The sequence below is a fragment of the Pseudomonas rhizosphaerae genome, from assembly GCF_000761155.1.
Taxonomy (GTDB): domain Bacteria; phylum Pseudomonadota; class Gammaproteobacteria; order Pseudomonadales; family Pseudomonadaceae; genus Aquipseudomonas; species Aquipseudomonas rhizosphaerae.
Genome location: NZ_CP009533.1, coordinates 4,334,780 through 4,355,221, shown reverse-complemented (window position 1 = coordinate 4,355,221; position 20,442 = coordinate 4,334,780). Strand labels below are relative to the sequence as shown.

General features: G+C 61.8%; 17 protein-coding genes. 4 read left to right on the top strand and 13 right to left on the bottom strand.

The genetic code is table 11. The features are described from left to right. Position 1: 1 nt before the first annotated feature. The 8 genes from LT40_RS19285 to LT40_RS19250 all read right to left on the bottom strand — a co-directional run bounded on the left by LT40_RS19285 (position 2) and on the right by LT40_RS19250 (position 8,975). Entirely contained in the window at positions 2-1,438 is a 1,437-nt protein-coding gene (locus tag LT40_RS19285; protein WP_043192777.1) for a cytochrome ubiquinol oxidase subunit I, read from the bottom strand. A gap of 333 nt (positions 1,439-1,771) precedes the next feature. Beyond that, a complete protein-coding gene (locus tag LT40_RS19280; protein WP_043192776.1) occupies positions 1,772-2,404 on the bottom strand; it encodes a C39 family peptidase in 633 nt (210 codons plus the stop codon). Further along, a complete protein-coding gene (locus tag LT40_RS19275) occupies positions 2,404-3,660 on the bottom strand; it encodes a transporter (protein WP_052393481.1) in 1,257 nt (418 codons plus the stop codon). The genes LT40_RS19280 and LT40_RS19275 overlap by 1 nt, the downstream gene beginning before the upstream one ends. A gap of 60 nt (positions 3,661-3,720) precedes the next feature. Next, on the bottom strand, positions 3,721-4,224 hold the full coding sequence (locus tag LT40_RS19270; protein WP_148308587.1) for a hypothetical protein: 504 nt from the start codon (positions 4,222-4,224) through the stop codon (positions 3,721-3,723). A 31-nt stretch (positions 4,225-4,255) separates the two neighbouring features. Beyond that, positions 4,256-4,846 carry a hypothetical protein gene (locus tag LT40_RS19265; protein ID WP_043192775.1) on the bottom strand — a complete coding sequence of 197 codons (591 nt, stop codon included), beginning with the start codon at positions 4,844-4,846 and terminating at the stop codon, positions 4,256-4,258. 438 nt (positions 4,847-5,284) lie between these two features. Next, a complete protein-coding gene (locus LT40_RS19260; RefSeq protein WP_043192773.1) occupies positions 5,285-7,474 on the bottom strand; it encodes a xanthine dehydrogenase family protein molybdopterin-binding subunit in 2,190 nt (729 codons plus the stop codon). After that, positions 7,471-8,460, bottom strand: coding sequence for an FAD binding domain-containing protein (locus LT40_RS19255; protein ID WP_043192770.1), 990 nt, complete (start codon positions 8,458-8,460; stop codon positions 7,471-7,473). Before LT40_RS19255 ends, LT40_RS19260 begins: the two co-directional genes overlap by 4 nt. Beyond that, entirely contained in the window at positions 8,457-8,975 is a 519-nt protein-coding gene (locus LT40_RS19250) for a (2Fe-2S)-binding protein (protein ID WP_043192769.1), read from the bottom strand. The genes LT40_RS19255 and LT40_RS19250 overlap by 4 nt, the downstream gene beginning before the upstream one ends. Before the next feature lie 237 nt (positions 8,976-9,212). Here LT40_RS19250 and LT40_RS19245 point away from each other — a divergent pair, with 237 nt between their 5' ends. The 3 genes from LT40_RS19245 to LT40_RS19235 all read left to right on the top strand — a co-directional run bounded on the left by LT40_RS19245 (position 9,213) and on the right by LT40_RS19235 (position 12,533). Beyond that, positions 9,213-10,505, top strand: coding sequence for an NCS2 family permease (locus LT40_RS19245; protein WP_043192768.1), 1,293 nt, complete (start codon positions 9,213-9,215; stop codon positions 10,503-10,505). Next, complete coding sequence (gene trmA / locus LT40_RS19240; protein ID WP_043192767.1) at positions 10,502-11,587, top strand: tRNA (uridine(54)-C5)-methyltransferase TrmA; 1,086 nt, start codon at positions 10,502-10,504, stop codon at positions 11,585-11,587. Before LT40_RS19245 ends, trmA begins: the two co-directional genes overlap by 4 nt. A 94-nt stretch (positions 11,588-11,681) precedes the next feature. After that, the gene (locus LT40_RS19235) at positions 11,682-12,533 is read left to right on the top strand and encodes a shikimate dehydrogenase (RefSeq protein ID WP_043192766.1); all 852 of its coding nucleotides are present in this window, start codon (positions 11,682-11,684) and stop codon (positions 12,531-12,533) included. A gap of 246 nt (positions 12,534-12,779) precedes the next feature. Here the strand turns inward: LT40_RS19235 and LT40_RS19230 are convergent, their stop codons facing one another. After that, complete coding sequence (locus tag LT40_RS19230) at positions 12,780-13,451, bottom strand: TetR/AcrR family transcriptional regulator (RefSeq protein ID WP_043192764.1); 672 nt, start codon at positions 13,449-13,451, stop codon at positions 12,780-12,782. A gap of 94 nt (positions 13,452-13,545) precedes the next feature. Then, the gene (quiC, locus tag LT40_RS19225) at positions 13,546-15,456 is read right to left on the bottom strand and encodes a 3-dehydroshikimate dehydratase QuiC (RefSeq protein WP_043192763.1); all 1,911 of its coding nucleotides are present in this window, start codon (positions 15,454-15,456) and stop codon (positions 13,546-13,548) included. Positions 15,457-16,012: 556 nt separating this feature from the next. Here quiC and LT40_RS19220 point away from each other — a divergent pair. After that, positions 16,013-17,353 (top strand): MFS transporter, encoded by a 1,341-nt coding sequence (locus LT40_RS19220; protein ID WP_052393479.1) that lies wholly within the window; start codon positions 16,013-16,015, stop codon positions 17,351-17,353. A gap of 137 nt (positions 17,354-17,490) precedes the next feature. On the opposite strand, the gene LT40_RS19215 is transcribed toward LT40_RS19220, so the two are convergent. From LT40_RS19215 to LT40_RS19205, 3 genes are all read right to left on the bottom strand, one after another. Further along, positions 17,491-18,306, bottom strand: a complete 816-nt coding sequence (locus tag LT40_RS19215) for a sugar phosphate isomerase/epimerase family protein (RefSeq protein WP_043192762.1) — start codon at positions 18,304-18,306, stop codon at positions 17,491-17,493. Positions 18,307-18,369: 63 nt separating this feature from the next. Further along, entirely contained in the window at positions 18,370-19,422 is a 1,053-nt protein-coding gene (locus LT40_RS19210; RefSeq protein ID WP_043192761.1) for a Gfo/Idh/MocA family protein, read from the bottom strand. A gap of 128 nt (positions 19,423-19,550) precedes the next feature. After that, complete coding sequence (locus LT40_RS19205; RefSeq protein ID WP_043192760.1) at positions 19,551-20,327, bottom strand: IclR family transcriptional regulator; 777 nt, start codon at positions 20,325-20,327, stop codon at positions 19,551-19,553. Positions 20,328-20,442 lie beyond the last annotated feature (115 nt).

Sequence of the window (20,442 nt, the reverse complement as noted above, 5' to 3'; positions counted from 1 at the left end):
CTTAGTGCCCCTTGCTCAAGGTGTCGGTTTGGCCTTCTTCCGTGCCTTCATGGGCAGCGGACAGAGGACGTGCAGGGGTGCGCTGGGTACCAGGACCGCCGGTGTTGATGGTTTCTTCGTGTGCCTTGGGACCCTTGCGCACCAGGCGCATCATGTAGCCCAGGCCCACGCCGAACAGCGAGAAGTACACCACGACGAACATCACCAGGGTGATGCTCATCTGCGTGACGCTGTGGTTGGAGGAGGCATCGGCGGTGCGCATCAGGCCATAGACCACCCACGGCTGACGGCCGATCTCGGTGGTGAACCAGCCGGCCAGCAACGCGATCAGCCCCGATGGCCCCATCCACAGGGTCAAGTACAGGAACGGACGGCAGGTGAACAGCGCGTCTTTCTTGCGCAGCCAGACGCTCCACAGACCGACGAAGATCATCAGCATGCCCAGGCCGGCCATGACACGGAACGACCAGAAGACGATGGTCGAATTGGGCCGATCTTCCTTGGGAAAGGATTTGAGCGCCGGCACCTGCTTGTCCAGGCTGTGGGTCAGGATCAAGCTGCCCAAGTAAGGAATCTCGACCGCGAAACGGGTTTTCTCCGCTTCCATGTCGGGCCAGCCGAAGAGGATCAGCGGCGTGGCTTCGTCACCCTTGTTTTCCCAGTGGCCTTCGATCGCGGCGATCTTGGCGGGCTGGTGCTCGAGGGTGTTCAAGCCGTGCATATCGCCGACGAAGGCCTGCACCGGGGCGACGATCAGCGCCATCCACATGGCCATGGAGAACATCCGGCGGATGGCCGGCGTATTGCGCCCGCGCAACAAGTGCCAGGCGGCCGAGGCACCGACGAAGAACGCCGTCGCAACGAAGGCGGCAATGGACATGTGCGCCAGGCGGAACGGGAACGAGGGGTTGAAGATCACCGCGAACCAGTCGACCGGAATCACCCGGCCGTCGACGATCGCGTGGCCCTGGGGCGTTTGCATCCAGCTGTTGGAGGCCAGGATCCAGAACGTGGAGATCAGCGTGCCGATCGCCACCATCAACGTCGAGAAGAAGTGCAGGCCACGGCCCACACGGTTCCAGCCGAACAGCATGACACCCAGGAAGCCCGCCTCCAGGAAGAATGCGGTCAGCACTTCATAGGTCAGCAACGGCCCGGTGACGGCGCCGGCGAAGTCGGAGAACCGGCTCCAGTTGGTGCCGAACTGGTAGGCCATGACCAGGCCGGAGACCACGCCCATGCCGAAGTTGACGGCGAATATCTTCGACCAGAAGTGATACAGGTCGCGGTAGGTGTCGTCACGGGTTTTCAGCCACATGCCTTCGAGCACGGCCAGGTAGCTGGCCAGACCGATGGTGATGGCGGGAAACAGAATGTGGAACGAGACCGTAAACGCAAACTGCATTCGGGCGAGATCGATTGCCTCTAAGCCGAACATGGGGCTTCCTCTATCAGGTGAACCGGCGCGGGCGAGCAGCCCATGCCTGCGGCCCCTGCGAGGGAAGCGCGGTCTGACTTGGTTCGGATGGTTTCCACGTCGCAGGGATTGTGGCCGTGTGGCCGCCATGCCGCGCCGGGCGAGGCGTTGACATGGATCAAGATACCCTCAAAGAGTAGACCTGTTTGCGCGTTTGACCCGTGTGGTTTAGTGCCGCACGACCGGATGTCGCACCCGGTTTACTTTTGTCTGGTATGGGGATTTATCGCGGTATCTGTTCTGTTGATGCTTCGCAGTTCGCAGATAGATAAGGATGCTCCCCCGTCGTACCCGTCACTGCACAGGACTGCGCTGAAGCGTCCGCACGGTCTCCCGCTCAGGAGCAATCAGGCTACGCGCCGGCACCTTTAATCCATGCTCCAATGGCAAGCCGAAGTGGTCACGGCCCAGCACCAGTGTTTCGCCCTGCCACTGCTCATACAGTTCAAACAGCGGCATACGAATGTGCCCTCGCGCAGGGTCTGCCAGCAATGCACTGCCCCGGCCTATGCCTTTGAGCACCACAAAATGATTGAGTGAGCGTTGCCTGAGCAGAATGATCACCGGACCTTTCAGCGAAGCCAATGCCTGGCGGGGCAATATCACACCTTCGGCCTGGTAACCCAAACGCTGAGCAGTGGTTTTGAGGTCAAGCAGAGAAAATCCCTGAGTGGCTCGCTCCACTGCCTGCTCCCGAGACAGCCTGCCAACCATGTCAGCGAGTACATCCTGCTCGTGCAGCGTTTCGCCAAAATACAGGTTGAGCAGAATGGTCAATGCCGCGGCCCCGCATGAATAATCCAGCGTCTGGCGCTCTATGCGTTCCATGCGCAATTCGGAAAGTGGCCGGGGTGCCTGAAACGGCGAAGCATTCGCCACAGTGGCCAATCCAAGGACGGAGACCAGACCCAACTCGGAATAACGCATCAATTGAACTTGCGCTTGAGGTTCAATGACATGGAAGCCGGTCCCGCGTCGTCATTGAGGCCCAGCATAACTTGAGGAGAAATTACCCAGTCCTCGTGCAGCCTATAGGACACATTGAAGGCAAGATCTGCCGGATCAATGTCAGTGCCTTTGATGGTTCGTCTACCTGCTCTCAGATTGGCGGTATAGCTATAAGAGAATCGAGCGCCTATGGACAGCTTCTCATTGAGTGCAAAGCCTGCGCCCAGGTAACTCCGCAACGCCCAGCCTGGCTTTACGGTGTAGCCATCGATGGTGTTCTCGAAAAAGTGTTGATAACTGAGCCCGCCAAACAGAATGGCCGGATCGGTGCGGCGCACCCAGGCAATGCCGGGCGCTACGCTCCAGTGCCCGGAGCCGTTGTTCAACGGATCCTTCCATCGGTTGGCTGCATCGTTGTAGCGTTTGCGGCCGGTGGGAGCACCGATGTCGAACGTAAACGAAAGCGCCGGATAGGCGGCGGTTTCGTCGAGCCACTGGTACTGAATTCCCATGCCTATGTCCGCCAGGTCCCACGCGCTGGAAGTGCTCACATACTCATTTGAAGAGACATCTTCGACGCTCGTATAAGAGAACGGCACTGTCAGATGCGCTTCGAGCCGGTCAAAAAGCCCTGCACGGAGCGTGGGTTCGAACTGCAGCACACGTGCGCTGTAGGAAGATTTCTGAAAATAACCAACGTCGAACAGATTGTGTTGCCGGCGGCTTTGCTTGTATACCAAGCCCATGTCGAGTTCATACTCGCCTGGCCCGAGCAAAACCGTGGAGCCCACCAGAAAATCCAGCGGCGGCGGGTCGGCACGCTCTCCGTATTCGATGTGGTCACGCGCTACTGCTGGTTCACGCTGTTCAATTAAGTTTCGCTGCAGTACAGCGATGTCGGCCAGCTTCAATTCGACCTCACCGAAAATTTCGGATGAAAGTCGCGTGACCCGGGCGCTTTCACTCACCAAGTGTCCTGAGGCTCGATCGCCGTTCTTGAACTGCACTTCATAAGGGTGATCGGTTTGCATTGACCCAATATCGGCGGTTCGGATGGTCAAGCCCATCGCGTAGGGAGTGCTGAAAACGCAGACATCCCCTTCGTAGCTGATTAACCTGCCAGACAGGCTGTCACCATTCTTCAGGTGCACCGTATCGGCTAACGTACCAGTAGTGATAGACAACAGGATGCTGGCACTCGCGAACAGACGCGAGAGCGGAAACAAGATAGCCATGGGCGTCCTTGCGATGGGTAGCAGAGTGAGCGCAGCCCCAAGCCGGGCTGCGCTTTCGGGTCACCAGCGGAACGTGGAGACCGGCCGCGACCATTGACTGGCACGGAAGCCATAGTTTTTCGGTGCATTGGTGTCGCGTTCAAAGGCCTGATAGTGATGCTCGATTTCGCGGGCATAGGCACGATTCCAGGCGTTCATACGGCTGGTGGAATCGGCGAGCCATACATCGCCAGCAACCAGCTCCTGCGTGCCCCCATCCCGATACCATTTGTTTTCATGCGGTGAATAACTGAATCCCTGATATTGATAGGCACGATAATCAGATTGACTGCCGCGCTTCTTCCAAGTGACCTGATGGGTCTTGATCCTCTGAGTAACGCTTGGCCGGGCCTGACCACCGATGCGGGCGGCACCTTTTATTTGCGCCATCTGCCCGTCGTCGAGTGCAGGCACATGCATGCCCGCACTGCGCACTGCTTCAAGTAAGGGAACTGCAGCATGATTGCCACCCGAACACGCTAGCAATACCGCACCCACTGAAATAGCTTTCCATTGCATGGACATCTTTTGTACTCCTTGATAAAAGCCTGGGAAATCAGACTTCTGATGATTCAACATCGGTCATGTAAAAGCCTATTTCACTGATAAGCTCCATCAAACGTGAATCCGCACGTATGACGTCGTTCATGTCTTGATGCAAGAGAGCTTCCAACTTAGGCGTTGTATTCATGAGCACATACTGGTCCAGCGCATCGAGCCCCCATAAACCATGAGCTTCCAGGACTGCTTGTTTTTTGACCTGCAGGCGCTCACTGAACTCTTTCATCTGGTCGTCTGTCGCATTGGGTGTGAGACGGGTCTCGAAAGTTTGCGAACCCACGACCTCGACAATGACGTTGGCAAAACCCATCATCCATTTGGGCACTTGACTCGTTGCCAACTCAGCGCGGCTTATTCCACATTCACCCAACTCTTGCCCCTGCGCCCGCACCCGCTCGATTTCTCTTTGTCTTTCGGCCATGCCCGTGGCCGCTGGAGAAAGGGTGACGCTGTCGTGCCTGAGGAGTGCGGTATTCGACACTTCCATCAATGTCTGACGAAAGTTACCCGTATCTTCAGGCGCCGACTTCGACCCTTGAGCTGGCGGTTTTGCAATTTGAATAGAGTCGATCTTCGATACATTCACCGAATGCCTCCTGACAATTGATATTCATTGCGGACGTTGGAAAAATACGGCATTGGCATCGCGTATTTGATCGTGGCGCAGCGGTACTTTAGCCGGATTGGCCATCTCACAGTCAAGCAAGGCTTCCAACCCATTGATTAGAAACTGTTACAGCACAGGATAAGTTCTTGGGATTATTCGGAAAGTTCTGTAGGAACATTTTGATAACGACTGCGACAATAACAGTATGCACATTGATATCACCTGCACAACTTATGGCGAGCAGACGAGTCAATAAGAAAGAAAGATATAAGGGATGTATAGCCTTACCATTTGCAGCAGTTCAAGGGCGATTCAGCCTGGTAGGCATTGACGTCCATTGCCCAGACGTCCTGAAAGCGTCCTGATAGAAGCCGCAGGCATGCACCATCTCCATGCCTGCGCTCGGACCCGTAAGTCTTACATCACCTTGTCCAAAGTAATGGGAAACTCACGAACACGCTTGCCGGTGGCGTGATAGATGGCGTTCGCCACCGCGGCGGCGACGCCGACGATGCCGATCTCGCCGACGCCCTTGGAGCCCAGGGCGTTGACGATGTCGTCAGGTTCGTCGACGAAAATCACGTCGATGTCGTTGATGTCGGCATTCACCGGAATGTGGTACTCGGCCAGGCTGTGGTTCATGAAGCGGCCCAGGTTGTGGTCGGTCTGGGTTTCTTCCTGCAGGGCCATGCCCAGGCCCCAGACCACGCCGCCGAGAATCTGGCTGCGGGCCATCTTTGGGTTCACTACACGCCCGGCGGCTACGGCGCTGACCACGCGGGTCACGCGGATGGTGCCGAGGTCTTCGTCCACTTCCACTTCGACGAACACCGCCGAATGCGTGGCCGTGGCGTAGCCTTCACGCTTCTTGTCCGGCTCGGCATCGACTTGTGCCTCGAAGGTGTCCGAGCCATCGATGTCGGTCAGGTTCTGCAACGACAGGTGATGACCTGGACAGCGTAGCTCGCCGTTCTCGACGAACACCTGCGCAGGATCTGCCTCGGCGAAGGCCGGCTGCACCTGGCTGGCGGCGTGGATCAGCTTGGCCTTGAGGGCCTCGCAGGCCTGCTGCACGGCGGTCCCGACCGACGACACGGTGAACGAGCCACCTTGCAGTGGCGCGGTGGGCAGCGACGAGTCGCCCAGCTTGAATTCCACGTCCTGTGCAGCAACGCCCGCTGCCGCAGCGGCGATCTGGGTCATGACCGTGTAGGTACCGGTGCCGATGTCGGTGGTTGCGCTGCTGACCACCAGCTTGCCTTGCTTGTCGATTTTGGCCTTGGCGCTGGCCGGCATCTGCATGGCTTCCCACACGCCACCGGCCATGCCCATGCCGACCAACTGGTTGTCGCGGCGCATGCTGCGCGGCTCGACCGTGCGCTGGTTCCAGCCGAAACGCTCGGCGCCCTGCTGGTAGCAGGCCTTGAGCTCCTTGCTGGAGTACGGCTTGCCTTCGTTCTGGTTGGTGTCGGAGAAATTGACCAAGCGCAGCTGCACGGGGTCGATCTTGGCCGCCACGGCCAGTTCGTCCATCGCGCATTCCAGGCCGATCAAGCCCAGGGCGGCTCCCGGAGCACGCATGTCGAGCGGGGTGAACACGTCCAGGGGCACCAGGTTATAGGTCAACTTGACGTTGTCGCAGTGGTAGAGCATGCCGCTCCATTCCACGACGTGCTCGGTGAAGTCCTCGAAGCGCGAGGTCTGGCCGGTTGCGGTATGCCCTACCGCCTGCAGCTTGCCGTCGGCACTGCAGGCCAGTTGCAGCTGCTGCACGGTGCGTGGACGGTAGCCGAAGGTGAACATCTGCTGGCGGGTCAGGGTCACGCGCACCGAGCGCTTGAGGTGCAGGGCGGCCATCACGGCCAGTGGCAATTGGTACTGGGGACGCAGGCCGGAACCGAAGGCACCGCCGACGAAAGCGGCCATGACGCGGATCTTGTCCTTGTCCAGGCCGAACACGTTGGACAGATAGGTCTGGCAGTTCTGCGTGCTCTGGGTCTTGTCGTGGATGACCAAGCTGCCATCGGCTTGATAGAGCGCGGTGCTGGCGTGGGGCTCCATCGGGTTGTGGTGCTCGACCGGGGTGTCGTAGGTGGCGTCGACCTTGATTGCTGCCGCGCCGAACTGGCCAGCGAAATCGCCGCGCGGCTCAGGCAATTCGGCCGGTGCCGACTTGGCGCCGGACAATTGGGCGTGCAGGTCGGTCTGGTGAGCTTCCTGGGCGTACTCGATGTGCACCAGGGAGCCGGCATGGCGTGCCAGTTCCAGATTGTCCGCGACGACCAGCGCCAGCGGCTGGCCGCTGTAGAGCACGTTGTCGTTGTACAGCGGGCGAAACGGCGAGCCGTCGGCGGCATCGTCGTCTTCGTATTTTTCATCGTAGCTGGCCAGCTTCGGCCGGTTGGTGTGGTCGATCACCGCCACCACGCCCGGCAGGGCCAAGGCCTTGGACGCATCGATGGACAGCACGCGGCCGTTGGCGATGGTGCTGGAGACGACGCTGCCGAACAGCAGGCCATCTTCGGGGAACTCGCCAGCGTAGCGCGCCTGACCGGTCACCTTGAGCAGACCGTCGACGCGGTCCATGGGTTTGCCAAGTGTGCTCATCGCTGCATCTCCCCTTTGGCGGCATCGCTCAGGGCACGGACTATCGCGCGGCGGGCCAGCTTGATCTTGAAGGTGTTGTGCTGCAGGCCGCGAGCGTCCTGCAACAGGGCATCGGCAGCTTTGCCAAAGGTTTCGGCGGTGGCGGGCTGGCCGATCAGCAGGCGCTCCACCGCCTCATCGCGCCACGGCTTGTGGGCGACACCGCCCAGTGCCAGGCGAGCGTCGCGGATGGTCTCGCCGTCTAGCTCCAGTGCTGCGGCAACTGACACCAAGGCAAAGGCATAGGAAGCGCGGTCGCGGATCTTCAGGTACTGGCTGTGGGCCGTGAAGCCAGCGGCGGGCAGTTCTACCGCCGTGATCAGCTCGTCATCGGCCAGTTGGTTGTCGCGCTCGGGCGCATCCGCAGGCAGGCGATGGAAGTCGGCAAACTCGATGGTGCGCGCGCCGTTCGGACCCTGCACATGGACCACGGCAGCCAAAGCTGCCAGGGCCACGCACATGTCCGAAGGATGGGTGGCCACGCATTGCTCGCTGGCGCCCAGGATGGCATGGATGCGATTCAGGCCATCCTTGGCTGGGCAGCCGGTGCCAGGCTCACGCTTGTTGCAGGGCATTTTCGAATCGTAGAAGTAGTAGCAGCGCGTGCGTTGCAGGAGGTTGCCGCCCGTGCTGGCCATGTTGCGCAGCTGTGGCGAAGCACCGGCCAGGATCGCCTGGCTGAGCAATGGGTAACGCTGCTCGATCAGCGGGTGCCAGGCCAGGTCGGCATTGCTGACCAAGGCGCCAATGCGCACGCCGCCGTCGGCGGTTTCCTCGACTTCGCGCAGGGGCAGCCCGGTGATGTCGATGAGCTGCTCGGGCTGCATGACGTTTTCTTTCATCAGGTCGAGCAGGTTGGTGCCACCGGCGATGAAGCGCGAGCGTGGACCAGCCAGGCGCACGGCTTCATCGACGGCTGCTGGCTTGGCATAGGTAAACGGATTCATGAGCGTTCACCCCCCTGCACTTCCACCACTTCTTCGATGGCCGCGCGGATGTTGCTGTAGGCGCCGCAACGGCACAGGTTGCCGCTCATCAATTCCTTGATGTCGGCGCTGGATTCGGCGCGGCCTTCGTTGATCAGGCCAACGGCCGAGCAGATCTGCCCTGGGGTGCAGTAACCGCACTGGAAGGCATCGTGCTTGATGAACGCGGCTTGCACTGGGTGCAGTTGATCACCCTGCGCCAGGCCTTCGATGGTGGTCAACTCGGCGCCGTCGCACATCACGGCCAGGGTCAGGCAGGCGTTGACCCGCTTGCCATTGAGCAGCACGGTGCAGGCGCCGCACTGACCGTGGTCGCAGCCTTTTTTGCTGCCGACCAGGTCGAGCTGTTCGCGCAGCAGGTCCAGCAGGGTGGTCCAGGGCAACACATCGAGCTGGCGCGACTGGCCATTGAGTTGCAGGGAGATGCTGTGGCTGGCGTACGGCTGCGCGCCAGCGCTGGAAGAAAGGGTGCTCATCGGGTCGACCTCACGGTGGTTCAGCTTTCATGCGCGGCATTTTTCATGTCGCGTCGTTTGCAGGTACGACTTGAAGCGCCGGTCATTCGTTCAGACGAGCTGATGAGTGTTTCCCCACGACCGTGCTGGTATGATGCGCGGCTTTTTTTACCGCCCGGATGTGCTTTGCTATCAGGGTCGACACGACAACACTCGACAACAACGGCAACGGCGCAAAACGCGCCACAGGGAGCGGGCATGCTGGAAAGGCTGTTTCAACTCAAGGCGCACAACACCAACGTGCGCACGGAAATACTCGCCGGGGTCACGACCTTTCTGGCGATGGCCTACATCCTGTTCGTCAACCCCAGCATCCTGGGCGAAACCGGCATGGACAAGGGCGCGGTGTTCGTCGCCACCTGCCTGGCCGCGGCCATCGGCTCGACGGTCATGGGCCTGATCGCCAACTACCCGATCGCCCTGGCACCGGGCATGGGCCTGAACGCCTTCTTCACCTACACCGTGGTCTTGCACATGGGCCACACCTGGCAGGTGGCGCTGGGCGCGGTGTTCATCTCGGCGGTGTGCTTTTTCCTGCTGTCGATCTTTCGGATCCGCGAATGGATCGTCAACAGCATCCCCTTGCCGCTGCGTTCGGCCATCGCTGCGGGCATCGGTCTGTTCCTGGCGCTGATCGCGCTGCAAGGCGCCGGGATTGTGGTGGGCAACCCGGCCACTGTGGTGGGCATGGGCGACCTGACCAAGCCCGGTGCGGTGCTCGCCATCCTTGGCTTTTTCCTGATCGTCGCCCTGGAGGCACGCAAGGTGCGCGGCGCGGTGCTGATCGGCATTCTTGTAGTGACCACCGCGTCGATCCTGCTGGGCTTCAGCCCGTTCAACGGATTGGTGTCGATGCCGCCTTCGCTGGCGCCGACCTTCATGCAACTGGACATCGCCGGGGCCTTGGACATCGGCCTGCTCAGCGTGATCTTCGCCTTCCTGTTCGTCGATCTGTTCGACAACTCCGGGACCTTGATCGGCGTGGCCAAGCGCGCTGGCCTGATGGGCAAAGACGGCCACATGCCGAAGATGGGGCGGGCGCTGATCGCTGACAGCACGGCGGCCATGGCCGGTTCGCTGCTGGGTACTTCCACCACCACCAGCTACATCGAGTCGGCAGCGGGCGTCAGCGCCGGGGGCCGTACCGGCCTGACCGCCATCGTGGTCGCGGTGCTGTTTCTGCTGGCACTGTTCTTCGCCCCGCTGGCAGGCAGCGTGCCGGCCTATGCCACGGCACCGGCGTTGTTCTTCGTGGCGGTATTGATGGCGTCGGGCCTGGCTGAAATCGAGTGGGACGACATCACCGAAGCCGCCCCAGTGGTGGTCACCGCCCTGGCCATGCCGCTGACCTATTCGATCGCCAACGGCATCGCCTTCGGCTTCATCGCCTGGACCGTGATCAAACTGCTGGCGGGCCGTACCCGCGACCTGAACTCGGCGCTGGTGATTCTTTCCATTCTGTTCGTTGTGAAACTGGGCTGGTATCCATGAGTGCTGTTCTCGACCCCTCCTCCTACACCCAGCAGTTGGATGAAAAGGTAGCGCGCCTGCGCGCGTTGCTGGCGCCGTTCGATGCGCCGGAACCGGCTGTGTTCGATTCGCCTCGCGAGCACTACCGGCTGCGTGCGGAATTTCGCCTGTGGCGCGAGGATGGCCAGCGTCATTACGCCATGTTCGCGCCGGGCGAGAAGCATGTGCCGATCCTGATCGACAGCTTTCCCATCGCAAGCCAGCGCATCAATGAACTGATGCCGCGCCTCAAAGCCGCCTGGCAGGCCGATGCGGCGCTGAGCAACAAGCTGTTCCAGGTGGAATTCCTGACCACCCTGGACGGCGATGCCATGGTCACCCTGTGCTACCACCGCCCGCTGGACGAGCACTGGCAGCGCGCTGCCGAGCAGCTGGCGAGCGACCTGAGCGTGAGCATCATCGGTCGCTCCAAGGGCAAGCGCGTGGTCATCGGCCGCGACTATGCGGTCGAGGCGCTCGAGGTGGCTGGTCGTACGTTCCGCTATCGCCAGCCCGAAGGCGCGTTCACCCAGCCCAACGGCACGGTCAACCAGAAGATGCTCAACTGGGCATACGAGGCCCTGGGCCCGCGCGACGACGATCTGCTGGAGCTGTACTGCGGCAACGGCAATTTCACCCTGCCGCTGGCCACGCAGGTGCGCAAGGTGCTGGCCACGGAAATCAGCAAGACGTCGGTCGCCGCTGCCTTGCACAACCTCGATGACAACGGCGTCGACAACGTGACCCTGGTGCGCCTGTCGGCCGAAGAGCTGACCGAAGCGCTCAACGAGGTGCGTCCGTTCCGTCGTCTGCAGGGTATCGATCTCAAGGCCTATGACTTCGGCAGCGTGTTCGTCGATCCGCCACGGGCCGGCATGGACGTGGACACCTGCGAGCTGACCCGACGCTTCGACAACATCCTGTACATCTCCTGCAATCCGGAGACACTGGCAGCCAATATCGAGCAATTGCACGATACCCATCGGGTGGCCAAGTGCGCGTTGTTCGACCAGTTTCCGTACACCCACCACATGGAATCAGGGGTTCTGCTGGTGCGCCGTTGAGGCGCATCAAGCGGCTCGTCGAAACCATTTGACGTAAGTAACTAGTTCGTACAATTTATCTCCATTGCACAAACAATAACAATGGAGTCACCCGATGAGCAGCAATAACGTCCTGGCGGGCCTGATCGGCGCCGGTATCCAGCAGTCCCGCACCCCGGCCATGCACGAGCGCGAAGGCGCGGCGCAGGGCTTGGGGTATGTCTACCGGTTGATCGACCTGGATGCACTGAAGCTCGACAACGGTGCCCTCGAAGAGCTGCTCACTGCAGCTCAACGCATGAGCTTCACCGGCCTCAACATCACCTTTCCGGCCAAGCAGGCGATCATTCCCCTGCTCGATGAGCTGTCGCCGGAGGCCTCTGGAATCGGCGCCGTGAACACCGTCGTGCTCAAGGATGGCAAACGGGTCGGCCACAACACTGATTGCCTGGGGTTCGCCGAGGGTTTCCGCCGCGGCATGCGTGAGGCCAAGCGTGACCGGGTGGTGCAAATGGGTGCCGGCGGTGCCGGTGCGGCGGTGGCTCATGCGTTGCTGCTCGAAGGCGTGCAGCAATTGAGCATCTTCGATGTGGAGCCGGCCCGGGCACAGGCTTTGGCGGACAACCTCAACCAGCATTTTCCGGGACAGCCGGCGCAGGCAGGCAGCGACCTGCTGACGGCCTTGGCCGAGGCCGATGGCCTGGTCAACACCACACCGATGGGCATGGCCAAGCTGCCAGGCATGCCGGTGCCCAAGGCGGCCCTGCGCCCGGCGCTGTGGGTGGCCGAGATCGTCTATTTTCCGCTTGAGACCGAACTGCTGCGCGAAGCCCGCGCCTTGGGTTGCCGCACGCTGGACGGCGGCACCATGGCAGTGTTCCAGGCCGTCAAGGCCTTCGAGCTGTTCAGCGGCCGACAAGCCGACGCCGAACGCATGATGGCGCATTTCGCCGAAATGAACGGGTAAGCCAAGACCCGAATCACGGCCCCTGTAGCAGCGGCGCAAGCCGCGTCGGCGATCGATGCGTTATGTCAGGCACAACGCAGTGCGGCCGGACGCGGCTTGCGCCGCTGCTACAGGGGGGTGGCGCAAGCCGCGTCGGCGGTGGGTGCGGTGTGTCAGGTGCAACGCGGTGTGGCCGGACGCGGCTTGCGCCGCTGCTACAGGGGGTGGCGCAAGCCGCGTCGGCGGTGGGTGCGGCGTCTATGGCTGCTACGGGGCCTGGATGAAGCGCAGGAGTGATTCGCAGAGCATTTCGCGGTGGTGCAGCTTCAACGTGGCTTCGTTGAAATCGACTTGGAATAGCTGACCGAAGGTGTGCTTGTTGGACACCCGGTAGAAACAGAACGAGCTGATCATCAAATGCACGTCCATGGCATCCAGCCCCGGACGGAACACGCCCTGTTCGGTGCCGCGCCGCAACAGGTCGGCCAATGCCAGCAGCACGGTCTTGTTCAACTCGCGAATGCTCGTGGACTTCTTGACGTACTCGCCCTTGTGCATGTTTTCGTTGCACACGATGCGCACGAAATCCTCGTTGCGGTCATGGTGATCGAAGCTGAACTCCACCAACCGGCGAATACCTTCCACGGGCGTCAGCTCGTCCAGATGCAACTTGGCTTCGGTGCCGCGAATATCCCCATAGAGCTTTTCCAGCACCTCAAGGTAAAGCTGCTCCTTGCTGCTGAAATAGTAATAGATCATGCGTTTGGAGGTGTGCGTGCGCTCGGCGATGGCATCGACGCGTGCGCCCGCCAGGCCCTGCTCGACGAACTCGGTGATGGCCGCCTGCAGGATGTTCTCGCGGGTTTTCTCGGGGTTGTTCTTGCGGGGCTTGCGAGGAACGTCGGCAGCGTGCGCGTCGGCCTCTGGAATTGTAGTCATTCTGGGCTCACGGCCGTCGTTGGTCAGCGGCCATTATGCGGCGCGCCGCTCAGGCAAGCAAAGCCCGCCGCGCACCAGCGCAGCGGGCGCCCGATCAGAGCTTGGCGTGACGGATGCCACCGGCACGCGCCTTGGCCATGGCCGACAGACGCACCGCAACGTTGGCCGCGCCATACCCGGCATAACCACCACGACGCTGCAGCACCTCGAAGAAGAAGCGCTCCTCGAACGGCTCGGTGTAGACGTGGAACAGCTCGCCGCCATTGGCGTCGCGGTCGTACAGCACGTTGTAATAGGCCAGTTCGCTGAGGAATTCGTCGTCGAAATCGAAACGTGCCCCCAGGTCGTCGTAGTAGTTGAGCGGGATGTCCAGCAGTGCCACGCCGGCGTCCTTGGCCTTGCTGACAGCCGCGAAGATGTCGTCGCAATCGAAGGCGATGTGGTGCACGCCCGAGCCTCGATAGGTCGACAGGGCATGGGAAATCGCCGTGTTGCGGTTTTCCGAGATGTTCAGCGGCAGGCGGATCGAGCTGCACTGGCTGCGCACCGCACGGCTTTTCACCAGGCCATAGGGGTCGGGCAGCACCACCTCATCGTCGGCCTTGAAATCGAGCACGGTCTTGTAGAACAGCACCCAGCTGTCCAGGGTGTCCGGCGGAATGGCCATGGCCATGTGGTCGATGGACTTGAGCATGCCCGGCGTCGCTGGCGATGGGCTAAGGCTGAAGTCGCTTTCGTAGATGGTCGGCCCGTCGCTGGCCTCGTCCACCAGGTAGATCAGGCTGCCATCCAGCGCCCGCACGGCCGCCAGCTGCCGCTCGTTGGGCCCGACCAGGCCGCGGAACGGCTGGGCCTTGTAGGCCACGGCGCGCTCCAGGGACTTGGCGCTGTCCTTAACCCGCAACGCGGTGGCACACAGCGACGGGCCGTGGGATTCGAAGAAGTTGTGGGCGAACGAATAGGGTTCGGCATTGAGGATCAGGTTGATATCGCCCTGACGCAGCAGGCTGACGTTCTTGGAACGATGCTGGCCGGCCTTGGCGAAGCCCAGTTGCTGCAGCCAGTGGCTGAGCTTGGCACCCAAGGCTTCGTCGACGGCAAATTCGAGAAACTCGATGCCCTGGTACTCATCGGCGGTGGGCGGTGCGAACAGAATGTCCAGGTTGGCCACCGGTGTGGCTTCCTGTTCCAGCAGCTTGCGGGTCTTTTCCTCGAGGTACAGCAGCGAACGCAGGCCATCGGCGGCATTGGCTCGAGGGGGTGCGGCACGGAAGCCGTCGTTGAAGATTTCCAGCGACAACGGGCCGGTGTAGCCGGTCTTGATGATGGGCGCGAGAAAGCCCGGCAGGTCGAACTCACCCTGGCCTGGGAAGCAGCGGAAATGCCGGCTCCATTCCAGCACGTCCATGGCCAGGATCGGCGCATCGGCCATTTGCACGAAGAAGATCTTGTCGCCGGGAATGTCGGCGATGGCGCTCGGATCGCCCTTGAGCGACAAGGTATGGAAGCTGTCGAGCAACACACCCAGAGCCTTGTGGTCGGCCTGCCGGACGATGTCCCAGACCTGCTGATAGGTGTTGACGTGGCGGCCCCAGGCCAGTGCTTCGTAGCCGATGCGCAGGCCGCGCTTGTCGGCCCGCTGGGCCAGCTCACGCAAGTCGTCGACGAGGATCTGCTGCTCGCCCAGCGAATCGGCCGCGGTGTTGCTGCACACCAGCACCAGGTCGGTGCCCAGTTCCTGCATCAGGTCGAACTTGTGCTCGGCGCGGTCGAAGTTGCGCGCCATGCGCGAGCGGTTGCCGCCTTCGAAGTCGCGGAACGGTTGGAACAGGGTGATGGCGATGCCCAGGTCGGCGCACATCTGGCGCACTTCGCGTGGGCTGCCGTCGTAATACAGCAGGTCATTCTCGAAGATTTCCACGCCATCGAAGCCGGCGGCGGCAATGGCTTCGAGTTTTTCCGGCAGGGTACCGCTCAGGGATACGGTGGCGATCGAACGCTGCATGGCACGCTCCAATAAGGCTCTACGAAAAGGCGCTACGAGGGCTTGCGCCGAGGCCTCGACTACGCGCCTTTTCTGCGGTTCCGCCCAGCGCCTGAGGGCAGGCAGAACCGTGATGAAAAAAGGGGGTTGTATCAGTTTGCCACTCTACCCGAGCACGTACCAACTGGTTAGTTTTGCGTGCGATTATCGACCACTTACCGTGTGCATCGATTGATTAGCCCAGGCGGTGTGCGCACCATCGGTCCCGACAGTGAAGCTGGTCGAGACGCATATTGCAATCGGCCCGGCGCAGACCGCCCGCCGTGGCGGCCACCACCCCATAAGAATTTCAAGAACTCAGGTAATCACTCATGCCCGTCCCTTTTCGCTCCTATCCCGTACCTGTGACCTTTCCCAGCAGCGTCGAAGCCAGTCAATACGCACGCGTTTGACGCCACCGAGTGCTCCCTGACGGCAATGTCTCTGATACCGTGCATGCCCTGTATCAGACTGCCTCACGCTCAGTCGAAGTTCGGCGGTGGTCGAAACCACCGCGCCTGTACGGATGGTCCCAACGATGACACACCCCCACAGCTCCGCCCTGCCCCGCGCCCAACAAGCGCCTGAGATCAAAGTCGGCTTCAGGGACATGGTCAAGGCCGGCGCCGCCGTCGGCAAGACTCGCTGGGGCATGCTCGCCCTGGTGTTCTTCGCGACCACCTTGAACTACATCGATCGCGCCGCACTGGGCGTCATGCAGCCGATTCTGGCCAAGGAAATGAGCTGGACGGCGATGGACTACGCCAACATCAACTTCTGGTTCCAGGTCGGCTATGCCATCGGCTTCCTGCTGCAAGGCCGCTTGATCGACAAGATCGGCGTCAAGCGGGTGTTCTTCTGTGCGGTGCTGCTCTGGAGCCTGGCCACCGGTGCCCACGGCCTGGCGACCTCGGCGGTGGGCTTCATGGTCTGCCGGTTCATCCTCGGCCTGACCGAGGCGGCCAACTACCCGGCGTGCGTGAAGACCACCCGGCTGTGGTTCCCGGCCAAGGAGCGCGCAGTGGCCACCGGCATCTTCAATGCCGGGACCAACGTCGGCGCACTGCTGACGCCGATGATGCTGCCGTTGATTCTCAGTGTCTGGGGCTGGCAGGCGGCGTTTCTCACCATCGCCCTGCTCGGGCTGGCCTGGGCGGTGTTCTGGGGCATCAAGTACTTCGATCCGGACCAGCATCCACGGGTCAAGGCCAGCGAACTTGAATACATCCAGGATCAGGAAGCCCCCGAGCAACCGGGCGTACCGTTCTGGAAGATCCTGACCATGCGCGGCACCTGGGCGTTTGCCGGGGCTTTCATGATGACCGCGCCGGTGTTCTGGTTCTACCTGTACTGGCTGCCACCGTTCCTCAACCAGCAATACCAGTTGGGCATCAACGTCACCCAGATGGGTATTCCGCTGATCATCATCTACCTGAGTGCCGACGTCGGCAGCGTGGGCGGTGGCGTGCTGTCCTCGTTCCTGATCGGCCGCGGCATGCAGCCGGTCAAGGCGCGGCTGCTGTCGATGCTGGTGTTTGCGTTGGCGATCATCAGCGTGGTGTTCGCCGCGGGTGCGGCCAACCTGTGGGTGGCGGTGGCGGCGATCTCGCTGGCCATTGCCGCGCACCAGGCGTGGACGGCGAACATCTGGAGCGTGGTGATGGACTACACACCCAAGCACATGATGAGCACGGTGTTCGGCTTCGGCGGCATGTGCGCGGCGGTGGGCGGGATGTTCATGACCCAGGTGGTCGGGTACATCCTGACCGTGACGAACAACAACTACACAGTGTTGTTCACGATCATTCCGGCGATGTATTTCATTGCCTTGGTGTGGTTGTACCTGATGGCACCGCGCAAGGTGCCGCAGGAGGTTTGAGCCAGGCGCGGGGTTCGTGGTGGGGCTATTCGCGGGCAGAGCCCGCTCCCACAGGTGCCTCAAGTGACATTAGGGCAATCTGTGGGAGCGGGGCGGGCGGCGAGCCCTCTGCCCGCGAAGAGGCCAGTGGCATCACCCTAGATCTCAGCCAGTAAAGCCTGGGCTTTCTCGAGGGCCATCCGGGCCCTCTCATAAGCGCTCACCCCCTGCTCCAACAGCCGCGCCGTGGGTATCTCCAGGCTCAGCGGCACATCCTCGGGCAGCGCGCGCAACAAGCCAACCAAGTCGCAATCACCGTCTCCCGGAAAACGGCGCTCCTGGCGTGCCTGACGCAGTATCTCGGCCATGTCATCGGGACGCGGACCGGCCACGTCGCACAGCTGGGCATAGCGCATGCGTTGCGGTGGCAGCATCTGCAGGTCTTCAAGTCGCGAGTTGGAGCGGTCGAAATGAAAGGCATCGACCAGGATGCAGGCATTGTCGCGACCGGCCTTGTCGAGCATCACCCTTGCGCTGGCCAGGTCCGGGCAGTCCGTCCAGGGCATGAATTCCAGGTGCGGATGGATGCCATAGGGCCGCGCCAGATCACACAGCTGGGCGAGGTTGTCGCTGGCTCGCTGCACGTCTGGATCGTTACCCGCCACCAGCAATTCGCTGGCACCGAACTCGGCGCCCAACGCCAGATGAGCTTCGAAATCCGCCACACGGGTCAGTGGCTTGAGCCGCAGGATTTCGATGTCCAGCACCTTGATGCCGGTATCACGCAAACGTGCAGCGGTCTGGCGTTGCAGCGCCTTGTCGCGCAGCAACGGATAGTGATGTTCCTCGGCCGTGGCCGGTTCGGTGCGCAGGCCAACGTGGCTGTAGCCGGCGCAAGCAGCGACCTCGACCATCTCGGGAGGCGAAAGCTCAAGCACGGTCAAGGCGGCCAGAGACAGGATACGGTGGGTCATGGGCGGTTCCTTGGGGCTTGAAACTGTCGGGCAAGATGAGAGGATTTCAGCCAACGAACCGCCCTAGCCCAACGCGCGGGGTGCACAGGCACGCCCGGTGCGCATCGCGTCCCCGATGGCGTCGACCAACGCCAGGGTTCGCGCAGCATCCACCACGCTCACCAGCGGTTCGACCCGCCCGCGCGCGACCTCGATGAAATGCTCAAGCTGCACGCGCAACGCTTCGGCGGGGGCGAAGGTTTCCTGCACCTGCAGCAGGGGCTCATGCCAGCCCGCGCCCGGCTCGGCGTAATGCCAGCGCGTCAGTTGCGGCACGCTCAGCGCACCGGCCGTGCCTGCCAGCAGGTAGCACGGCTGATCGGCCTGGCGTGGATAGACCGGGTTCTCGCCCGAGCCGAGCTCCCAGCTCCAGGGCGCGGCGACCCCATCGGAACCGGTCAAGGTGCCCAGGGCACCGTTTTCGAACTGCAGCAACACCGCCACACTGTCTTCGTTGCCGAAGCCGCGAATGCCATTGCTGCCGAACGCCTGCACCTGGTGGACTTCGCCGCACAGGTAGCGCAGCAGATCCAGGTCATGAATCAGATTGGTCAACAGCATCCCTGCCCCCGGCTCGCGACGCCAGGCGATGTCGAAGTAACTGTCGGGCTTCTGCAACTGCCACAGCGCCGTCACCGTGGTCAGCCGACCCAGCACACCGCTTTGCACGACGTGTCGGGCGCGGCTGATCATCGGATTGTGCCGCCGGTGATGACCGACCAGGACCGGCACACCGCTGGCCGAGCTGGCAGCCACCAGCTCGGCCACTTCGTCCAGATCGACCCCCACCGGCTTTTCCAGCAACACGGGGACACCGGCCGCCAGACAGTCCAGAGCCGTGCGCACATGCTGAGCATTGGGGTTGGCGACGATGACAGCCTGGGGCGCCACCTGCGCCAGCATCTGCCGATGATCGGTGAAATGCGGCACCGCGCATTCAGCGGCGAAGGCGGCTGCCTGAGGGCCTGGGTCGGCGATGGCGCAGAGCTGGGCGCCGTCCATCTGTTGCAGATGCTGGTAATGCTGGCGGCCCATGTTGCCAGCACCGATCAGGGCGATTCGCAGGGGGGAAGTCACGATGGATATCCTTGGTTTTTGTTTTCTCCAAATATTTAGAACCAAGTTCCGGAATATTTCAAGTTAACAAGAACGCAATCGTGCAGGCGACGTTACGGATCGCGATGGCACTCCCTTTGTTTCTACACTCAGCTGAACAGCTCCGACGCCACGCTGACCTGAGACAACTCCTGCGCAGCAGCCAACAAACCCGTGGCCAACTCATGCATGCGCGCTTCGGACAAGCGCGCGCTGGGCCCGGCGACGCTCAGTACACCCACCACATGAGCGTCGCGCGGATGGCGGATCACGGCGGCCAGGGCCGACGTGCCCAGCGCCGAACTTTCGACCACCCAGGCATAACCGGCGTCGCGCGCTACCCGCAGGCGTTCGAGCAGATCGGCGTTGGAGCGCGGCGCGTTCGGTCCGAAGTCGTCACGGCGGGCAATGCCTTGCTGCTCCACCAGGGCCAGTGCCTTGGCATCGCTGAGGGTGGCCAGCCAGGCATGCCCGGAGGCGGTGTAGAACAGGGGCGCATCGCGACCCATTTCCGGGTCGTAGCGTAAGCCGGAACGGGCGCCCTGGGATTTGGCGATCCAGGTTTGCCGGTCGCCTTCGATCACGCCGAGGCGCACCAGCTCGCCGGTGTCCTGGGCCAGCCGGTCGAGGATCGGCTGAACGATGTCGGCGCCGCAGCCCGACAGGTACTGAAAGCCCAGCGCGACCAGCTTGGTCGACAAGTGATAGCGCAAGGTCTCGGCGTTCTGCCGCACATACCCCAGCCGGCCCAGTTCGGACAGCATGCGATGGGCTGCACTCTTGGGCATGCCCAACTGCTCGGCAAGGGTTTGCAGGGCTTGGCCGCGAGGCTCGTTGGTAAGGCTCTCAAGCAGGCTGAGCGCCCGTTCGATCTGACTGCCGGCCATGATGGGGTCTCGTGAAGTTGGAACGAATGAAAAAATTTCGCCGATTCTACACTTGGCGATCCGGTCGGCAATCCATAGAATATGGAACCAGGTTCTATAAAATTATAGTCTAACC